Source organism: Streptomyces sp. NPDC001027, assembly GCF_040299045.1.
In the GTDB taxonomy this organism is placed as follows: domain Bacteria; phylum Actinomycetota; class Actinomycetes; order Streptomycetales; family Streptomycetaceae; genus Streptomyces.
This window is the reverse complement of record NZ_JBEPBI010000029.1, coordinates 1-19,569: the sequence shown is the minus strand read 5'-3', so window position 1 is coordinate 19,569 and position 19,569 is coordinate 1. Positions and strand designations below refer to the sequence as shown.

Below are 19,569 nucleotides of genomic sequence, written 5' to 3'. Positions count from 1 at the left end.
TGTTCGGATAACAGGCAAACTGATGGGCGACGTGAATCTGGGAGTGCGTACGTGGAAGGGCGTGGACTGAGCTCATGACCAAGAGCCCCACTCTGATCGGCCGCTACACGGTGGCGAGGGAGCTCGGCTCGGGCGGCATGGGTGAGGTCTACCTTGCGTACTCCCCCGCAGGGTCTCCGGTAGCGGTGAAGGTGATCCGGAGCGACAAGCTCGACCCCATGACACGGGCGCGCTTCGAGAAGGAAGCATTGATCGCCCGGACGGTGGTGGGCACCAACCGCGTGGCGCGGTTCCTGGACGCCGACCCATACGCGGACCGGCCCTGGCTGGCCATGGAGTACGTGGCCGGACGCACGCTGCTGGCCTGTGTGGACAGCGACGGCGTCCTTCCGCTTTCTCTGGTGGCCAGCCTTGGCGCGCTGCTGGCAGAGGGCCTGGATGCCGTACACCGCGCCGAGCTGCTGCACCGGGACCTGACGCCGAAGAACGTCATCATGGGGGGCGACGGCCCGATGATCATCGACTTCGGACTGAGTGCGTTCATGGATGCTACTCAGGAGTCCTTGTCACACAGCGGCATGATCGTCGGCACTGTGCGTTGCATGCCTCCCGAGCAGGCGAGCGGCCATCCGCAGGTGACGCCGGCCGCTGACGTGTACGCCCTTGGGACGGTTCTGCTGTACGCGGCGGCCCGCCACTACCCGTACGACGGGTCGCGGTGGGAGGCCATCGTGGCTCAGATCGCCAACGCCGGGATCGCTCCGGATCTCAGCGGTGTGCCCTCTGGGCTGGTGCCGTTGCTGACGTCGATGCTCGCCTACGCTCCGGAGGACCGGCCGACACTCGATCGCGTCGCTGATGCGTGCGGCGAGCTCATGGCGGCTTCGGGGATGGCGCCGGCGGACGCGCGGCTCGCTCTGATCGCGCGCTCCACAGCGGAGCAGGTATCGGGGCCGTCCGTCGAGCCCTTGTCCCCTGCGGTCGAGAAGGTCCTCGCAGAGCAGGCTGCGCTCTTCGAGACCCCGGCCAGTCCGCTCGATGTACCACCGGGAGCAGATGCAGCCGCCGTGGCGGAAGAACAGGAGGACCAGCAGGCTACGCCGTCCGAACCGCCCGCGAGTCCGCACAAGAAGGCTGCGCGTCCGTCGCGCCCCAGCCGGCCACCGGCGTCCGAGCGGGTGGCCGGGGAGCTTCGATCGGCGTACGCAGCGGCCGCAGCCCTCTGACCACGGGCGCTGTCGGTGCCCGGTGGAAAGCTGATGCGACGGGTGTGTACCCCGCCAAGACCGGTGGCGTATGTATCTGGTGGACGACGAGCGGCAGCCAGTGCTGCTGGTGAGGGAACGGAGCGTACGTTGAGCGTCGAAACTGGGGCCACGGGCGGCCAAGGCGATGCAGTGTGGGACGCCTCGGAGCCCGACGAGCCGCCAGCGGGCGGGCAAGGCCGGTTGTCGGCCAGCTACGCACCAGGGGCTCAGGTACTGATCCGCGACGAACTGTGGCTCGTACGCAAGGTCACCAACACCCGGCATGACGGGTGGATGGTCGAAGTCACCGGCGTCTCCTCATTCGTCCGCGGCACCGACGCCGTGTTCTATGACCGGCTGGACGACATCCAGGTCCTCGATCCCCGCGAGACGCAGCTGGTGCCAGACGACTCATCCAACCATCGGCGCGCCCGCTTGTTCCTCGAAGCGGTGATGCGCAAGACGTATCTGCCGCAGACCGAACACGGCCTGGCCCTGTCCGACGGCTTTCTGATGGACCAGCAGGTCCATCAGCTACGGCCGGCGGAGCTAGCGCTGTCCATGAAGAACCCACAGCCGCGGATCCTGATCGCGGACGTGGTGGGTCTCGGAAAGACCCTGGAGATCGGGGTGCTGCTGGCCGAGCTCATCCGGCGCGGGCGCGGTGAGCGGATCCTGGTGGTCACCCCCCAGCATGTGCTGGAACAGTTCCAGCGCGAGCTGTGGACCAGGTTCGCGATCCCCCTCGTGCGACTGGATTCGACCGGCATCCAGCGGGTGCAGCAGGAGATCCCGGCCGGACGCAATCCGTTCGCCTATTTCAAGCGCGCGATCATCTCCGTGGACACGCTAAAAAGTGATGTCTACGCCCATCATCTGGAACACACCGACTGGGATGCGGTCGTCATCGACGAATCACACAACCTGGTCAACCGGGGCACAAAGAACAATGTGCTGGCCCGGCTGCTGGCGCAGAAGACCGACGCCCTCGTCCTCGCCTCAGCCACGCCGCACAACGGTGACGCCGCCTCGTTCGCCGAGCTGATCAAGATGCTGGACGAGGCCGCGATCGCCGATCCGTCCAAGTACGAGGTGAAGGATCTCGAGCACCTTTACATCCGGCGTACGAAGACAACCGCTGAGGTACGCGAGGGTCTCAAGGGTGCGTGGGCCGACCGTGGCCCCTCACAGCCCCTGCACGTGCCGGCCGGGGAGAAGGAGCTCGCGGTCTTCAGGGAGCTGGCCTCTCGCTGGATCCCCGCCGACCCTTCGAGGCCGTCCGTGAGTACTTATCAGCTCGTCCCTTACCAGCTGCTGAAATCGTTCTTGTCCTCGCACCGAGCCCTGCTGAAAACGATCAAGACCCGCCTGGCGAACCTGGACAAACCACCGGCCGAGAAGCCGGCCACCAACGCCAAGCGCAAGACGCGCCCGGTTGATCCCGCAGTCCGCGAAGCAGCCCGCAAGGCAGAGCGGGCCGCTCTGGTCGAGCTGCAGGCCCTCGCCGAGCAGATCCAGGACGACGACTCCGCGAAACTCGCCGCACTGCTGAAGGAGCTGCGCGCGCTGGGCGTCGGACCCGGCTCGGACACCCGGGTCGTGGTGTTCTCCGAACGCATCCCGACCCTAAAGTGGCTGGCGGAGACGGTGCCGGCGGCTCTGGGCTTTCCTCGCGGCACCGCTGCCGATCCGAGCAAGCCCTGGCTGGACTTCGGCGGAGCGGTGCAGGTCATGCACGGCGATGCCACCACTGACGAGGAACAGACCGACATCGTCGAGAAGTTCGGGCTGCGCGATGACCCGGTGCGCATCCTGTTCACCGGTGACGTCGCCTCGGAAGGCGTCAACCTGCACCAGCAGTGCCACCTACTGATCCACTACGACCTTCCGTGGTCCCTGATCCGCATCGAGCAGCGCAACGGCCGCATCGACCGCTACGGACAGGAACATCAGCCACAGTTCAGGGCGCTGATCCTTACCAGCGACATCCCGTGGCGCACCGACGAAGCCACCGGCCAGCCCCGCACACTGGATGACCGTCTGGTCGGCGAGAAGCTCCTGAAGCGCGAGGAGCAAGCACACAAGATCGAAGGATCGGCCGAGGCCGTCACTGGCCTGTACCGGGCCCAGGAGGAGGAGAACCGCCTCACTCAGGATCTGATCGCTGGCCGTACCGTCGAGGACTCGATCAAGCAGTCCCAGCAAAGCGGCGCCGCCTTCCTGACCGGCCTCCTCGGCCAGGTCGGTGCCGTGCCCGAGCACCCCGAAGTGCCCCGCGCAGCGGTCCCCAAGCTTTTCCGCTCCACGGCCGACTACTTCAACGAGGCGCTGCGGCAGGTCTGCCATCCCAATCCCGAGGATCAGTTGTCGTTGCTCCGCTACGACGACGGCACGATCGCCTTCGAACCCCCACGCGACCTGCTGTACCGGCTGAAGTCCCTGCCGAAGTCCTACCTAGACGAACAGCGGATCCTGCCGCGCAAGAACGAAAAGGGCCGGATGCGCATCACCTTCTCCAAGACACTCGCCACTGCACGGCTGAAGGCTGCCCGGGATTCCTCCAAGTCGCAGTGGCCCAACGTGTCCTACGTGAGTGATGTGCACCCGGTGCTGGACTGGCTCACCGACAAGGTGCTCGTGCAGGTCGGCCGCCACCAGGCACCGGTGCTCGCAGCCGGGGCGAACCACCCGGTGTTCCTGGTCCAGGGCATCTACTCCAATGCGATGGGCCGCCCCACCGTCGTCGAGTGGATGGCCGTCACTGGCCTTCCCGACGCCCCCGAGATCAAGCCGCTGACCGCACAGCTGCTGGAAGACTACGGCGTCGGCCCGAACATGCCGGGCCGCGCAACTCCCGTTGACCTGCCGGGACTCGCCGAACTCGTGCCTGCCGCCATCGACGAGGCCGAGCGCTTCCTCAAGAGCAGGGAAGAGGACTACAAGCTCCAGATCGACAAGACACTCGCTCCATACCGCAAGCGCGTCACTCACTGGAAACAGGAAGCCCTCTTCGCCGGCACACGCCACGACAAACAGGAAGTCGACCTGACCGCCAGCCGCCGCCTGAGCCTGGTCAAGTCCCTGGAAACGGCGGGCAAACCGATGCTGCGTCTGCTGGCCGTCCTGGAACCGCACGCCGCCACCGCAGGGGACACCGCACAATGAGCATCGAGTTTGACTCCTTCACCAACCGCGGCGAATACCTGTCCGCGCACTACTTCGCCGAGCAACTCGGCAACGACCTCAAAAAGGGCCTGTTCGCCACCTGGACCATGCGCGAGGGCGACGACAACGACCCACGCAAGACCCCCCGCGAACAACTGCGCACCCTGCGAAGCACCTACCACACCCCGGAAGTCCGCGGCTACTTCGCCGAAACCACCCAGCTCGACGCCGCCGACGAATCCCGGCTACGCACCTACGACAACCCTGAGTGGACCAAGCGGCTGACCTCCTGGCACCAGGATCTGCTCAAGACCCTCGGCTACGACGCCGCCCCCGGCGATCTCACTGTCCACCGCGCCGGCCGCACACACACCCTGCCCGTTGCCTACCACGGCCACGGCATCATCGCGATCGACTGCGGATGGGCCGCCGACAACGACGCCGCCCTCGACCCCGACGGGCCTGGACGCCTGCTGTCGCCCCAACACGTGAGCAGCGGTGAAACCTACGAGGCCGGGGCGGCCCTGGCCTCCTGGCTGTTCCAAAGCGAACTCGGCAAACCCGGTGGCCCGCACCCGCGGTTCATCCTGCTCCTCCACGGCGGAGTACTCCTGCTCGCCGACCGCAGCGCCTGGAACGAAGGTCGCTACCTGGCCGTCAACCTCGACGCCGCTCTGGAGCGCAACGACCGCACCCAGCAGGGCGAACTCGCCACCATCGCCGCCCTGTTCAGCCTGGAGATACTCCGGCCCGGCGAGAACGACCAGACCCGCCCCATCGACGGCCTCCTCAAGTCCTCCAGTGCCAACGCCGCTGGCGTCTCCGGCGAACTGCGCTATGGCCTGCAGCGCTCCGTCGAGATCATCGCCAACGAAGTCCTGCGGCGCATGGCCGAGCCGCAGAACAACGTCATCCCGGCCGACATCGAAAGCCCCAAGATCCCCTTCACCCGGGAACTCACCCGCGAAGCCCTGCGCTACCTCTACCGCATCCTCTTCCTCCTGTATGCCGAAGCCCGGCCCGAACTCGGCATCCTCCCCGCCGACGACGGCACCTACGAGGCCGGCTACTCCATGGCCCGACTGCGCGAACTCGTGGCCACCGACGAGGAACTCATCGACGAGGAAGCCAAGAACGGCTTCCACCTTTTCCAGTCCCTCGACGTCCTGTTCAACAAGGTCAACTTCGGCCATCGCCCGTACGGCACCGAAGCCGACGACGACCAGCCCGGCGACGATGAGGCGACCCGCAAGGCCAAGGCCGGCCGCCGCAGCGAAGCCCGTTTCGGCCTGCGCTTCGAGCCCCTACGCAGCGAGCTCTTCGAGCCCGCCGCCATCCGCCTCATCGGCCGCGGCGTGCTGGACCCGAACCGCGACGAGGACAGCGCCCCGCGCTGGCTCGACCTGCGCCTGCGCAACTCCGCCCTGCACGAAGTGCTGCGCCTGCTGACCATGAAGAGAGGCAAACGCGGCGAGCGAGGCGGCTTCATCTCCTACCGCAACCTCGGCATCAACCAGCTCGGCGCCGTATACGAGGGCCTGATGTCCTACACCGGCATCATCGCCAGCGAGGAGCTGTGCGAGGTCGCCAAGGGTGGCGACCCGGAGAAGGGCTCCTGGCTCATTCCCTCGCACCGCCAGGACCAGTACCCCGACAAGACTCTCGTTCACTACAACGAGGACGACGCCCGCAAGGGCCTGCGTGGAGTGAAGAAATACGCGAAGGGCGAGTTCGTCTACCGGCTCGCCGGCCGCGCCCGCGAGACGTCCGCGTCGTACTACACCCCGGAATCGCTGACCGAGGTCACCGTCGAACTCGCTCTCAAGAACCGCCTCGACCAGGAACGCGACGCCGACGGGAACATCATCAAGACCCGGGCCTCCGAACTCCTCAAGTTCAAGATCTGCGAACCGGCTCTCGGCTCGGGAGCGTTCTTGAACGAGGCCATCAACCAGGTCGCTGACGAGTACCTGCGCCGCCGCCAGGACGAGCTGGGTACAAGCATCCCGACGGCCGATGCCCTCACGGAGAAGCAGAAGGCCAAGGCGTACATCGCCCTGCACAACGCCTACGGAGTGGACCTCAACGCCACTGGCGTCGAACTGGCGGAAGTCTCCCTGTGGCTCAACACCATGCACCCCGGCATGCAGGCGCCCTGGTTCGGTCTCCATCTCCGCCGCGGTAACTCGCTCATCGGCAGCCGACGCGCCGTATATGCGGGGGACGACGTGGCCTCACCGGACAAGGCGTGGCTCAAAGCCAAGGGCGCCCTGGCACCGACCCCGTTGCCGTTCCTCAAGGAGGGCGTGCCGCAGCCGCTGCCTCAGGATGCCGTGCATCACTTCCTGCTGCCGAGCCCGGGATGGGCCGCGGTCACCGGGTCGAAGGAAGCCAAGGAACTAGCCAGGGAAGGCATCGAACAGCTGGCTGCCTGGAAGAAGGGCATCCTCCAGCGGCCCAAGCGCAGCACCGCGCACCTCACCAAGGACGGCAGCGCCAAGCTCGACCCGAAGACCAGGCAGCCGAAGGCGGAAGCCTCGTCACAGTTCACGCGACTGCGCGATGCCGCCCGGCGGGCTGAGTTCCTGTGGTCCCTCGTAGTCAAGCGGATGGAGATCTCCGAGCGGGAGATCTCGCGCAGGATCGATGTCTGGAAGGCCGACCCGGCCGACCCGGAGTACGCCTTCATGAAGCGCCCCGACCAGGCGGTGCCCAAGGAGAAGGTCTTCAAAGACCTCTTCAACACTGCCGACACCCCGTACTGGCGGCTCAAGCAGATCATGGACACTTGGTGTGCTCTGTGGTTCTGGCCGGCGGAGAAGGCGCAGCTGCTGGACGGCACGGACAACCTCTACAGCCAATCCGCGAGCATCAGCACCGTGGACAGCCTCAGCACCCTGCTGGGAGGTGTGCCGATGTTCGATGAACAGCCCAGCGATCCGGCCCCCGAGTCCGCCACCGCACCGGTGCCGACAGCCGCACCCCGGGTGGTGGAGAACATCGGCTTCTTCGAGGTGGAGAAGGGGCAGAAGACCCTGGAACACCTTGAGCTGACAACCGGCGACGAGGTCGTCGTCGAAACCAAACAGATCTCTCCCAAGACCCAGAAGTTGGGGCAGCGGAAGCAGCCCTCACGACGACCGGTCATCCCGCTCAAGGATCTGGACGACTGGCTGGACTTCCTGGAAGCGATGCTGGGTACGGCCGAAGTACCCGAAGGCACCCTCATCGACCAATTTGAGACACTCGACGAACTCAGTGAGTACGAGCGGACGCTCCCGGACTTCATGGGCATGGACACCCGTGAACCCGAAGCGCGATTCCCATGGCTGCATCAGGTGCGAAAGATCACCCAGAGCCAGGGCTTCCTGCACTGGGAGCTGGAGTTCGCGCTCATCTTCGCCCGGGGCGGCGGTTTCGACCTTCAGGTCGGGAACCCACCGTGGGTACGCCCTGAATGGAAGGAGAATGCTGCTCTGGCGGAGTATGAGCCGTGGTTCATGCTCACAGAGAAGCCCACAGTGGCGGAGAAGAACCGGCGGCGGGCCGCCGAGCTGGCCAAGCCCAAAGTCCGAGACTACGTCCTTGGCGAACTCACCACGACAGCAACCACAGCCGAGTACCTGTCCGCCTCGCAGATGTACCCGCTGATCGCCGGAAGCCAGCCAGATCTCTATCGCGCCTTCATGTGCCAGACGTGGGACCACACGGCGCCCCATGGCACCGTCGGCCTCGTGCATCCCGACACCCACTTCAACGGCGACAAGGAAGCCGTGCTGCGCGAGGCGGCGTACCGACGTCTTCGTGTGCATGCAGACTTCGTCAATTCCGGAAACCGCTTCTTCCCACCACCCGTGGGCCGGTCCAGCCACTTCGGCCTGCACATCTACGGCGAACGCGGTGAGATCGACTTCGACCACCTTTCGTGGCTCTTCTCCGTCGACTCGCTACGGCTATCGGCGGCACACGACGGAAGCGGCGACGCACCCGGCGTGAAGTATCAGGGGGATTGGGACGAGCGCCCGCATCGGGAGAGGGTCATTCGCGTCACTCCGAATACCTTGGCTCGATGGCAGCGCCTCTCTGGCGAGCAAGACTTGCCGGTCGAGCACGCCCGTCTGCTAACGCCGGTAAGTACAGCAGAGGACCCAGCCATCGACGCGCTGTCTGGGTACCCATTGCGCCTCGGGGCGCTCGATCCGCAGATCAGTAGCGGCTTCCACGAAAGTGGCGCCAAAAAGTCCATCTACGGTCCGAACAGAGACACTCCACTTATCGACTACAACAAGCGCCAGGAGGGGCGCACGGACTACCGGGCAGATTCCTGGAAGGATGTCATCCTCAAGGGCCCACAACTTGGCGTCGCAAATCCGCTGTTCAAGCAACCCAGCCAGGGCGGCGGCGAAGTGCGCGGACTGAACCACGAGGAAATCCCGTCAGACGCAGTGCCGGAATCCGAGTACCGTCAGGTGGCGCCCGACTCTGTATACCGTGCGGCACAGGACCAGTGGCTCGACCATGCGCTATTGGAGGAGCTGCGCCTGTCAGAGGACGAGTTCAACGCGACTCGGACGAAGTTGGCCATGGCAATGAAGTGCCCCGAGGCCGAAATCACTGATGAAGCGGTGGATGACGCATTCAGCGTCCAGGCTACCAAGCCGTATAGCGATTTCTACCGGCTTGCCTGGCGGAGGCAGATCGCTCCTGACACTGAGCGGGCATTGTACGCGGCACTGATTCCCAAGGGGCCGGCGCACGTTGAAGGCATCCATAGCCTTCGACACGAGTCCACAATTCAGACGGCTCTCGTAGCCGGGTTCTGGTCTGCAATTACATTGGACTACCTCCTACGCATCACTGGGCGGGGAGATTTGAGAGCAGCTGGAGTCAAAGCACTTCCTGCCCCGGCTCTTGATCACCCCCTCGCCCCCGCCCTACTCGTCCGCACTCTTCGTCTCAACTGCCTCACTACCGCCTACGCAGACCTCTGGAAGGAGCTCTACGCCCCTAGCTGGCCTACCTCTGAGCGCTGGGCGTGTACCTGGAAAGGGATGAAGACGGAACTCCACGCCGTAACCCCCGAATGGCAGCGGCGCACTCCACTCCGCTCCGAGTACGCCCGTCGCGCTGCTCTTGTCGAGATCGATGCCCTTGTAGCTGTATGGCTCGGCATCGACGCGGACACGTTGGTCACCATGTATCGGGCTCGTTTCCCGATCATGCAGGATTTCGACCTGGTCACGTGGTTCGATGCCAATGAGCGGAAGATCGCCGGCGATCGGTACACCTACGGGCACGAGCAAGACAAGGAACACTGGCAGCAATTCCAGGCATATCTGAAGGACCACAACGAATCGCCGCCCGACGGCTACACCGCACCCTTCTACAAGGCGGATCGCGAGTCGGAGATGCGGGAAGCGCACGCAGTGTTCCAGGCGCGGCTGGATGCCGCGGTCGCCCGCGGTGAGTGGGACCCGGAGAAGCAGGAGGTACCGAAGCCGTGAGGCCGACGCTGGAGGCGCGGGGGCTCAAGGAGAGCCTGCTGCAGTACTTGTCGACAACGTACGCGCTGACGGACGAGGGGGCGCGTGAGGCGCTGCACCGGTTCCTCGGGGACGAGACGTCGGGGATGTTCCGGGGCCCGTTCCTGAGGATCCGTACGCCGTTCACGGTGGCCGGTGAGGAGTGGCGCGCGCACCTGGAGTGGCAGCGGGAGGGATGGACGCCGTACGCCCACCAGGCGGCTGCCTTCGCACGCTTGACGTCGGCGAACGGGCACACTCCGCAGCCGACACTGGTGACCACGGGCACGGGCTCGGGCAAGACGGAATCGTTCCTGTACCCGGTGCTGGACCACTGCCGCCGGGAGCAGGCCGCGGGCAAGGCCGGCATCAAGGCGGTCTTCCTGTATCCGATGAACGCGCTTGCCACCGATCAGGCACAGCGCATCAACGAGCTCCTCACCGGGAACGAGACGGAGCTCGGCAAGCTGTCGGCGGGCCTGTACATCGGGGACCGGGCGGCGACTCGGTACGAGAAGGTGTACACACGGCGCTCCGACATGCAGCTCTCCCCGCCGGACATCCTGATCACGAATTACAAGATGCTGGATCTGCTGCTGCAGCGTTCTGACGATGCCCCACTGTGGCGGGATGCGGACATCCGCTATGTGGTGGTGGATGAGTTCCACACCTACGACGGCGCGCAGGGCACCGATGTGGCGATGCTGCTGCGCCGGCTCGCCGCGGCCGTAGGCGCGGCCGAGGAGGACCGGCCCCTCGGTCGTATCTGCCCGGTGGCGACGTCGGCGACGCTCGCGTCGGGGACCGACCGGGCGGGGATGGCCAGCCTGCTGGAGGTCGCGACGCAGGTCTTCGGCACGGAGTTCACCGCCGAATCCATCGTCGGAGAAGACCGGCTGTCGGTGGAGGAGTTCATCCCCCTGACGGCGATCAAGATGCAGCCGCAGCCAACACCGGACGAGCTGCTGGCGCTGCCCGATCCCACCACGGGTGATGACGCCCTGTTGGACCTCATCGAGGCCGTGACCGGGGTGCGCGATCCGGACCCGTTCGCGCTGGGCGACAACCTGAAGCGTCATCTGTTCACCCGAGCAATCATGCACGGGCTGGGCGGTGAGGTCAGGACCAGCGCCGAGGTGCTGGATGTCATGTGGCGCGCCGGAGCGGCCGGCTGGTCGGAGGCGGTGGCCAGCAGACCGGAGCAGGCCGCCGAGGCACTGGCCCGTTTCGTGGCTCTGCTCTCCTACGCCCGTGATCCCGAGTCCAAGCCCGGGGAACCGCGTCCGTTCGTGCATCTCGAGGTGCATCAGTGGGCCCGCTCGGTGACCCGGCTGCTGCGCGGCGTGCTGCCGTGGCCGAAGGCGGAGTTCCGCTGGGACATGGCGGGGGCGACGGATGCCGGTGCGGCAGACAGTCACCGCATGGCGCCGGTGACCACGGCGACATCCGGGCAGAGCGCGAATCTGTTCCTGCCGGCGATCTACTGCCGGGACTGCGGGCGGTCCGGGTGGGCGGTGTTCTCGCCGGAGAGTGACGACCACGACGTCCAGTTCGACACCTACAAGATCCGTCGCGCCTCGACCGGGCAGGACAAGATCCGGGTGCGGAACCTGATCGCGGCCTCCGACCAGGAGGCCCGCGAGGGGTCCGGGGCGGCCCCGATGCCGGCCAGTGGCCGAAGTGGCAGGGGTGCCTCTCCTGCGCTGCAGGGGGCCGGCGGGATGCTGATGGTGCTGGACGGGGCACGCAAGCGGCTGCGGCTGCCCGATCCGCTCAACGACTACGACAAGGACACCAAGGAACCCCGCCTCACGGCCCGGGACTCGGCGTTCGTTCTGGTCCACTTCGGGGCGACCGCGAATACGGCGGCCAGGGAGGACTGGTGCCCGGCCTGCGGTGAGCACAACGCGATTCGCTATCTGGGTACGGGCGCGGCGGCGATGGCGGCGGCGTCGATCACGCGGCTGTTCACGGGCGGGGAGCTCGACAAGGAGCTGCGCGAGGACAAGACGCTGATGTTCAACGACTCGGTGCAGGATGCCGCGCACCGGGCAGGGTTCGTCGCCAACCGTTCGTACACCTTCTCGCTGCGCGCCCTGCTGGCCCGGCACCTGCGCCACGACGCTCCCACGGCGCTGAATGACTTGATCGCGAACGTGGTGCAGGCGACCACCGACAAGGACACGCTGTCCGCCGTGGTGCCTCCGGATCTGCACGGTTTCAAGGGGGTGGACCGTCTCCTGTCCGGACAGGGCCGCGGCGGCGACTTGAAAACGTGGCGGCTGATCGGTCAGCGGCTGGCCTTCGAAGCGCTGATGGAGTTCGGATTCCGCTCCCGTAACGGCCGCACGCTGGAATTGACCCGGACCGCTGCGGCCCAGGTACGGATCGAGGATCCGGCCGCGGCGGCGGCCCTGGTCAAGCGCGTCCACGAGGAGTGCAACCGCGACGACCTGACGTTGGTGGAGCAGAGCGACGACCGGTACCTGGCGTTCCTGCGGGTTTTCCTGGAGCGGCTGCGTACCCGAGGTGCGGTATCCCATAAGTGGCTGGACAAGTACGTGGATGAGGCGGGCACCACCCGCTATTTCATCTGGGGCAATCGTCCTCCGGGCATGCGGGCCTTCCCCAGGGGTGTGGCGGCACCGGTGTTCCTGCTGGGCCAGCCCAAGGACCGCAGCGAGTTCGACTTCGCCACCGGTCGGCTGTCCTGGTACGAGCGGTGGGCCGGACGCTGCCTGGACGTACCGCGGGAGGTGGCGCCGGAGTTCTGGAGCCGTCTGCTGCCTGAGCTGGCCGGGGCCGGGCTGCTGTCGGTGCGCACCCCGAACGACAGCTCACTGCGCGTCTACGGCCTCAAGCCGGGAAACATCGAGGCGCTGCTGCTGGACGACGAGCAGGTGCGGCACTCCTATGTGCGCTGCCCGGTGTGCTTCTGGGAGCAGACGGTCCACCCGTCGCTGCTGGATCAGTGGCATGACCAGCCGTGCCCCTCCTACCGGTGCCGCCGGGGCCGGCTGGTGGCCGGTGACCGGCCCGAGGCCCTCGGAGTCCATCACCGCGACCGGGACTACACCCAGGACTACTACCGGCGCCTGTACCGGAAGGCGGGGCCGTATCAGGTGGTCGTCGCCGAGCACACGGGGATGCTTACCCGGGCGCAGCGGGAGAAGGTGGAGGAGGCGTTCAAGCGCGGCGGGGGTTTCAAGGACCCCAACGTGCTCTCCTGTACCCCCACGCTGGAGATGGGTATCGACATCGGCGACCTGTCCGCGGTGGTGCTTGCCGCGCTCCCGCGCCGCCCGGCCAACTACGCGCAGCAGGTCGGCCGGGCCGGGCGCCGGACCGGCAATGCGTTCTTGCTGACCATCCCCGACCGGCGCCGTCGCGACCTGTACTTCCTGGAACGTCCCAAGGACCTGATCGCGGGCACGATCGTGCCGCCGGGCTGTTACCTGTCCGCGGTGGAGATCCTGCGCCGCCAGTACCTGGCGCACCTGCTTGACCTCGCGGCAGCGGGACAGCTCGTGCGGGCGGACGGCATCGTGCTGCGCGCGATCCCGAACAAGGCGCCCGCCCTGTTCGGTCCGTCGGGCTACCTGATCGACCTGGTGGAACTGGCCATCGCCCAGGGCGAGGTCCTGGTCGACAGGTTCCTGAAGATGTTCCCCACCGGCATCAGCGACCAGGCGAAGGCCGATCTCAAGGCGTATGCGACACACGGCTTGCGCGGCAAGGTGGAGGAAGCCGAACGCGAGTGGCGCCAAAGCGCACAGGACCTGCGGGCGCGGCTTCGCGAGATCGATGAAGCCTACGGCGAGCTGCACGACACCGATCCCGAACAGGCACGGCAGAAAGCCGAGCTGGACGCTGAGCGGCGCGGCGTGGGCAAGCGGCTCCTGGACCTGGGTGAGACGCCGGCGCAGAGCGCGCTGTGCGACCTGGGTCTGCTGCCCAACTATGCGCTGATCGACTCGACCACCACCTTGTCCGCGACCTTGTACGGGGTGGAGGGGATCGACCCCAGGACGGGGAAGGTGGTGTTCACCTCCACGACCACCGCCTACGAGCGACCGCGCCGCTACGCCCTCCAGGAGTTGGCCCCGGGCAATACCTTCTACGTCAACGGCTACCGGCACGAGATCACCGGGCTGGAGATCTCCACGGGCGGCGGGCAGGCGTGGCGCAGCTGGCGCGTGTGCCCGGGCTGTGGATACGTGCGCACCGAGGACGCCGCCACCGACCGCTCGCCCTGCCCTCGCTGTGCCACCAGCCAGATCGCGGATGACGGCTCGTGCCTGTTCCAGATCGTCGAGCCGACCACCGTGACGTCCAGGGGCAAGCGGGACGATGCCCGGATCCGCGATGACAAGGACGACCGCGACCGCCGTTTCTATACGGTGGTGGATGCGGTCGACATTCCTATCGAGGACATCGAACCGGGTTCGTGGCGGCATACGGAGCAGACCTTCGGCGTCGACTATTGCCGTACGGCCATGATCCGCCGGATCAACGTCGGACCGGTCCGTTACGACGCCCCGGCGCGTGACGACTTCGCCGGCCACTATGTGCGGCTGAACCCGTTCCATGTGTGTACGGCGTGCGGCGCGGCGGTCGCGGACGGCAAACCCGTTTTCGACTATGACACCGATGCGCTGAGCTCCTCGGCCGCGCGCACCCCGCAGCTCAAGCACCACCGTCCGTGGTGCCCGCTGCGGCGCGGCAAGCCGGGCGGGGTCACCCAGGAACCGGTGTTGCTCGCTCACCAGTTGAAGACCGAGGCTCTGCGGGTGCTGATCCCGGCCGCCACGGCGGACATCGACTCCAAGGTGCAGTCCTTCCGGGCCGCGCTACGGCTCGGGGTCGATCTGCACTTCGGTGGTGACCCCCAGCACCTGGACACCACCGTGTCGTCCATGCCGGACGCCGAGAGCGGTGAACGCCGCTGGTTCCTGGTCCTGTTCGACTCCCTGCCCGGCGGCACCGGCTATCTGGACCGGCTCACCAAGCCGGATGCCTTCCGCGAGACCCTCGCCAAGGCGTACGACCTGCTCAAGCAGTGCCCGTGCCAAGAGGAGCAGCGCCGGGCCTGCCACCGCTGCCTGCACCGCTATGCCCCGGAGCAGTTCCAGGATGTCGTCTCGCGCAATGCGGCCCTGGCCATGCTGGAGTCGCTGCTGTTCAAGGGCGAGGGAGAGGACGGCTGGGAGACCACCGAGGTCCGGCACACCGGAGTGGTCGGCCTGGACAAGCAGGTCGAGTCCGACTTGGAGGCCCGGTTCCTGGCCGCGCTGCGGGGCTGGGTGAAGGTCACCGACGATGCCGCCCTGGACGAGGACGGGCATGCCAGCGGGCATCTGCGCTTCACCAGCGGCTCGGACGTCATGCACTGGCGGCTGACCGCGCAGCAGCAGCTCGAAGGGACCCGGACCGACTTCACCTTCACCCGTGTCGACGGTCCGGTCCAGAGCGTGAAGGTCTATCTGGAAGGTTTCCGTTTCCACGCCAGCCGCGAACACAACCGGATCGCCACCGACGCGGCCCAGCGCACCCGGCTGCGCGCCGGCGGCGAAGTGGTCTTCCAGGTCACCTGGGCAGACATCGACCTGTTCGAGCAGCGCCCCACCAAGTCAGCACCCGTCTGGCCGCCCTACCCCGGCACCGCGCAGGAACAGGCCAAGGCCGCCTACGAGCAGTACGGCGGACAGCGCGCCCATTTCGCCGAAGCGGTGTTCGCCAACCCGATCGACACGTTGATCGCCTATCTGCGCGACCCCGACGCCGCGCGCTGGGCCCGTCGTGCCCGGGCCTTGGTCACGGGGCTCGTCGCCACCGCCGGCGCCACCCAGGTCGCCGCGACTGGGCGGCGCACCGAGCTGGTGGCCGCCCTGCGCAACCAGCTCGCCACCTTCATCGACGGCCAGCGCAACGATGCTCCCCTGGCACCGGACGCCGCCCAGATCGGCCCCGTCCACGTCTTCCGGACCCAGGACAGCAGCGGGCTGCCGATCCTGTTCACCCTGGACGCCGCCGACCCCGAGAACCCCCGTTGGTCCGCTCTCGCGGTCCTGGACAACACGGACGCTGTCCTGGAGACGGAAGAACACAAGCTGCGCTGGCGGTCTTGGCTGTACTGGACCAACCTCACGCAGTTCCTGTCCCTGGCCGGCGGCGACGGAGTCCAGCTGGCCACCAGCGATGCCGCTGGCTTCGAAGTCGAGGTCCTCGCCGTGTGCGGTGGGGTCGGTGAACTCGAGTCGCTCAACGGCGTCACCGCTCCCGCCACCGCCCAACCGGCCGTCCTGGAACCTGCTGCGGAGGCCCCAGCTGCCCCGGCCCCGGCACCTCGGGATGCGGCCTGGGACGAGGACATCCTGGAGATTCTGCGCGAGGATCCCAGCGAGGCACCCGAACTCCTGCGCCTCGCTGAGATCCTGGCCGACCACGGCAAACGCGCACCGGTCTTCGGCTACGAACTCGGCAACAGCGGCTGGCAGGCCGAGTTCGCCTGGGACACCCCCGGCATCAAGATCGCCGTGGTGACGGCCCCCCACGGCACGGACGACCCTGAGGCACAGCGACGCGATGCCGCGTACGCCGAGGCCGGCTGGACGGCGCGCACCGCCGCCGAATGGCTCGACCACCTCGACGAGCTGCTCCCCCAGCTCCCCCGTACGGAAGGCACCACCCGATGACCGCCCGGCTCAGCCTGTACCGCAAGGCCGAACAGGAGCTCCACAAGCTCGATCTCTCGATCAAGACCGACTTTTACGACTTCTGCCATGCCTTCCGGGACAACCCCGACCAGCAAGGGCTGGTCAAGCGGAAGCTCAAGGGTGACTCCCGGATCTACCGCGCCGAGATCAACCAGCACTACCGGGCGCTTCTGACCCGCACCGGCACCGACGCGGACGGCACCGAGGACTGGCTGATCATTGCCGTCCGACACCGCAAGGACGTCTACGAAGAGCTCCAGGTCGCCGTCAACCGTGTCACCGGCGAGATCGAGTTCGTCGACCTCGCCGTCGTCGGTGACAGTGCTCTGCGCCGCGCCGGCATCACCCTGACCCCCGCCGAACCGGACGACGCCCCTAAGCCCCCCGTCGCCGAACCGGCACAGCCCGAGGCAGCGCCCGCCCTGCTCGCCGGGTACAGCGCCGACGACCTGCGCGGGCTGGGCGTTGCGGACCAGATCATCGACCTTGCACTCACCGTCACCGACAGCCAGGAACTCGATCAGCTGGTCGAGGGCGCCCCCCTGCTGTCCAAGGACATCCTGTACGGCCTCGCCGCCGGCATGGGCATCGACGAGGTCCGCAAGGAGATCACCGCACCGGTCGAACTCCGCCAGGAGCCCGACCCCGACGATTTCGCAGCCGCCCTTACCCGCACCAAGGTCACCACGGTCGACGACGCGGTACAGGCCGTCATCGAGGAAGGCGACTTCCGCGCCTGGAAAGTCTTCCTCCACCCCACTCAGGAACGCATCGTCCACCGCCACTACACCGGCCCCGCCCGTGTCTCCGGCGGTCCGGGCACCGGCAAGACCATCGTCGCGCTGCACCGTGTCAAACACCTCGCCGAACAGCTGCCCCCCGGGCACAACAAGCCGATCCTGCTGACCACCTTCACCAAGAACCTCACCACCGATCTGCGGCTGCGCCTGGCTTCCCTTGTCGAGCCCGAACTCCTGGCCCGTGTCGAGATTGCCCACATCGACCAGCTCGCCTCACGCGTCCTGGGAGAGAACACCGCACCAGGCCGCGGCAAACAGCGCGTCTACGACAACGTGGCACTCAACGAGATGCGCCAGCTGCTCGCCGAGCTCGACGACCGCCGCTGGGAACCCGAGTTCCTGCTCGAAGAATGGGAACAGGTCATCCTCGGCCAGTCGGTACCGACCCGCTCCGCGTACTTCCAGGCCCGCCGCGCCGGCCGGGGCCGCGCCCTCACCCGCCCCGAACGCAACCACGTCTGGAAGCTCATCGAACAGTTCACCGCCCGCCTCGACAAGCTCGGTGTTGAAACGTGGGGACAGGCCGCAGAACGTGCCGCCCGCTATGAGATCGAGCGCGCCGCGAAGATCCAGGCCCGCCGCGCGCACAAGGCCGAAGTCGGCGGCAAGGACCTCATCCACCGCGACGACAGCTCCGGCATGCGCTACCTCAACTACCGTTATCGGCACATCGTTGTCGACGAGGCCCAGGATCTGCGCCCAGCGCACTGGAAAATGCTGCGCGCCATGGCCGACCCCGATCTGCCCAACGATATGTTCATCGCCGGTGACACCCACCAGCGCATCTACGACCACCAGGTCGCCCTCGGCGCCCTTGGCATCAACATCCGCGGTCGCGCTTCCCGCCTCACGCTGAGCTACCGCACCACCAAGGAGATCCTCGCCGAAGCCCTGCGAGTCGTGGAAGACAAACGCGTCACCTATGACGACCTCGACGACGGCACCGACAATCTCGCCGGCTACCGCTCCGTCCTCCACGGCCCCGCCCCCACCTTCACTCCTTTCCGCTCCTGGGACGACGAGCTCGCCGGCCTCGCCTCCACCCTGCGTGCCTGGCGCGAGGAACTGGCCACCGGCGGCAACGGCCCCTACCGCGACCCCAGCGGCCGGATCGCCGTGTGCGTCGCCGACCGCGACATGGTCAGCCAGACCATGTACTACCTGATCACCAAGGCGAACATCACCTGCGCCGAACTGACCAAGGACGGGCCCAAAGGCGACGGCGAGGTCCACGTCGGCACCATGCACCGCTTCAAGGGCCTCGAATACCAAAAGCTCGCCATCGTCGGCGTCAGTGACGGCATCATCCCGCGCACCAGCATCATCGAGCGCTACCGCACGGACGACCCGCCGCGCTACGAGCGCGAGCAGCGCAAGGCCCGCTCCCTCCTCTTCGTCGCCACCACCCGCGCCCGCGACGCGCTGAACATCAGCTGGCACGGCAAACCCAGCCCGTACCTGCCGGTCTGACAACACAGGTGCCGGCCTTCCGCCCTGCCCTCTGACCGTCTCGCGCATGGTGGAGGGCAGGGCCAGGCCGGCACTCCGCTGCATGCCCCGATCAGGCGCTCGACAGAGAACTCGCCTCGTACCGCAGCTGGTAGGCGCGCACCCCACTGCCGTTCATCCGGTAGATCGTGATCGCCGACAAGAACTGCTCCTTGACCTCCAGGGCGCGCCACCGCTCCTTCTCTGCGATACCGCTGATCCACCGCTCCACATGCTCCGGGAGCTTGAACGCCAGCTCGTATGCCCCCTCGGCGGCCACCGGCGAAACGGTCCACTCCGCCGCCGCTCCGTGTCCCCGCCGCCTGATCCGCACCGCATGGTCCGGCATCGACTCCGCGTAGGCCAGGAATCCTTTGTGGTCATCAGCCGCAAGGGGAAGGATGAACGGAGCCGACGGGAACCCGAGCAGGAGTTCCGCATCGTTGTGCTGCTGGAGCACCGCGACGAACTGCGCGATCGCCGCTTCGGCAGCCTGCTTGAACTTGCCCTCGCCCAAAGACGCCGAAGGCAGCAGGTGTGAACGATCACGTAATTCCCCGGGCCCGGCGTCACGTAATTCCCCAGGTCCTGACCTCGTCCATGTCTACTTGATCGAGGGCTTGTTTGTCTT

General features: G+C 66.9%; 6 protein-coding genes. 5 read left to right on the top strand and 1 reads right to left on the bottom strand.

Annotated features, from left to right (window positions below):
• The first annotated feature begins 74 nt into the window (after positions 1-74).
• The 5 genes from ABT300_RS11580 (at position 75) to ABT300_RS11560 (ending at position 18,920) form a co-directional block, all read left to right on the top strand.
• Positions 75-1,226, top strand: a complete 1,152-nt coding sequence (locus tag ABT300_RS11580; RefSeq protein WP_351674131.1) for a protein kinase domain-containing protein — start codon at positions 75-77, stop codon at positions 1,224-1,226.
• A 129-nt stretch (positions 1,227-1,355) separates the two neighbouring features.
• Positions 1,356-4,412 (top strand): SNF2-related protein, encoded by a 3,057-nt coding sequence (locus ABT300_RS11575; RefSeq protein ID WP_351674129.1) that lies wholly within the window; start codon positions 1,356-1,358, stop codon positions 4,410-4,412.
• A complete protein-coding gene (locus tag ABT300_RS11570; RefSeq protein ID WP_351674127.1) occupies positions 4,409-9,916 on the top strand; it encodes a hypothetical protein in 5,508 nt (1,835 codons plus the stop codon). The genes ABT300_RS11575 and ABT300_RS11570 overlap by 4 nt, the downstream gene beginning before the upstream one ends.
• The gene (locus ABT300_RS11565) at positions 9,913-16,629 is read left to right on the top strand and encodes a DEAD/DEAH box helicase (RefSeq protein ID WP_351674125.1); all 6,717 of its coding nucleotides are present in this window, start codon (positions 9,913-9,915) and stop codon (positions 16,627-16,629) included. Before ABT300_RS11570 ends, ABT300_RS11565 begins: the two co-directional genes overlap by 4 nt.
• Positions 16,626-18,920: a UvrD-helicase domain-containing protein gene (locus ABT300_RS11560; protein ID WP_351674123.1), complete on the top strand. Its 2,295-nt coding sequence runs from the start codon at positions 16,626-16,628 to the stop codon at positions 18,918-18,920. Before ABT300_RS11565 ends, ABT300_RS11560 begins: the two co-directional genes overlap by 4 nt.
• A 91-nt stretch (positions 18,921-19,011) precedes the next feature.
• On the opposite strand, the gene ABT300_RS11555 is transcribed toward ABT300_RS11560, so the two are convergent.
• Positions 19,012-19,455, bottom strand: a complete 444-nt coding sequence (locus ABT300_RS11555; protein ID WP_351674121.1) for a hypothetical protein — start codon at positions 19,453-19,455, stop codon at positions 19,012-19,014.
• Between the last annotated feature and the right edge of the window lie 114 nt (positions 19,456-19,569).

Excerpts from the sequence above, each read along its gene's own strand:
- ABT300_RS11580 (WP_351674131.1), top strand. The coding sequence starts at position 75 with ATGACCAAGAGCCCCACTCTGATCGGCCGCTACACGGTGGCGAGGGAG.
- ABT300_RS11560 (WP_351674123.1), top strand. The coding sequence starts at position 16,626 with ATGACCGCCCGGCTCAGCCTGTACCGCAAGGCCGAACAGGAGCTCCAC.
- ABT300_RS11570 (WP_351674127.1), top strand. The coding sequence starts at position 4,409 with ATGAGCATCGAGTTTGACTCCTTCACCAACCGCGGCGAATACCTGTCC.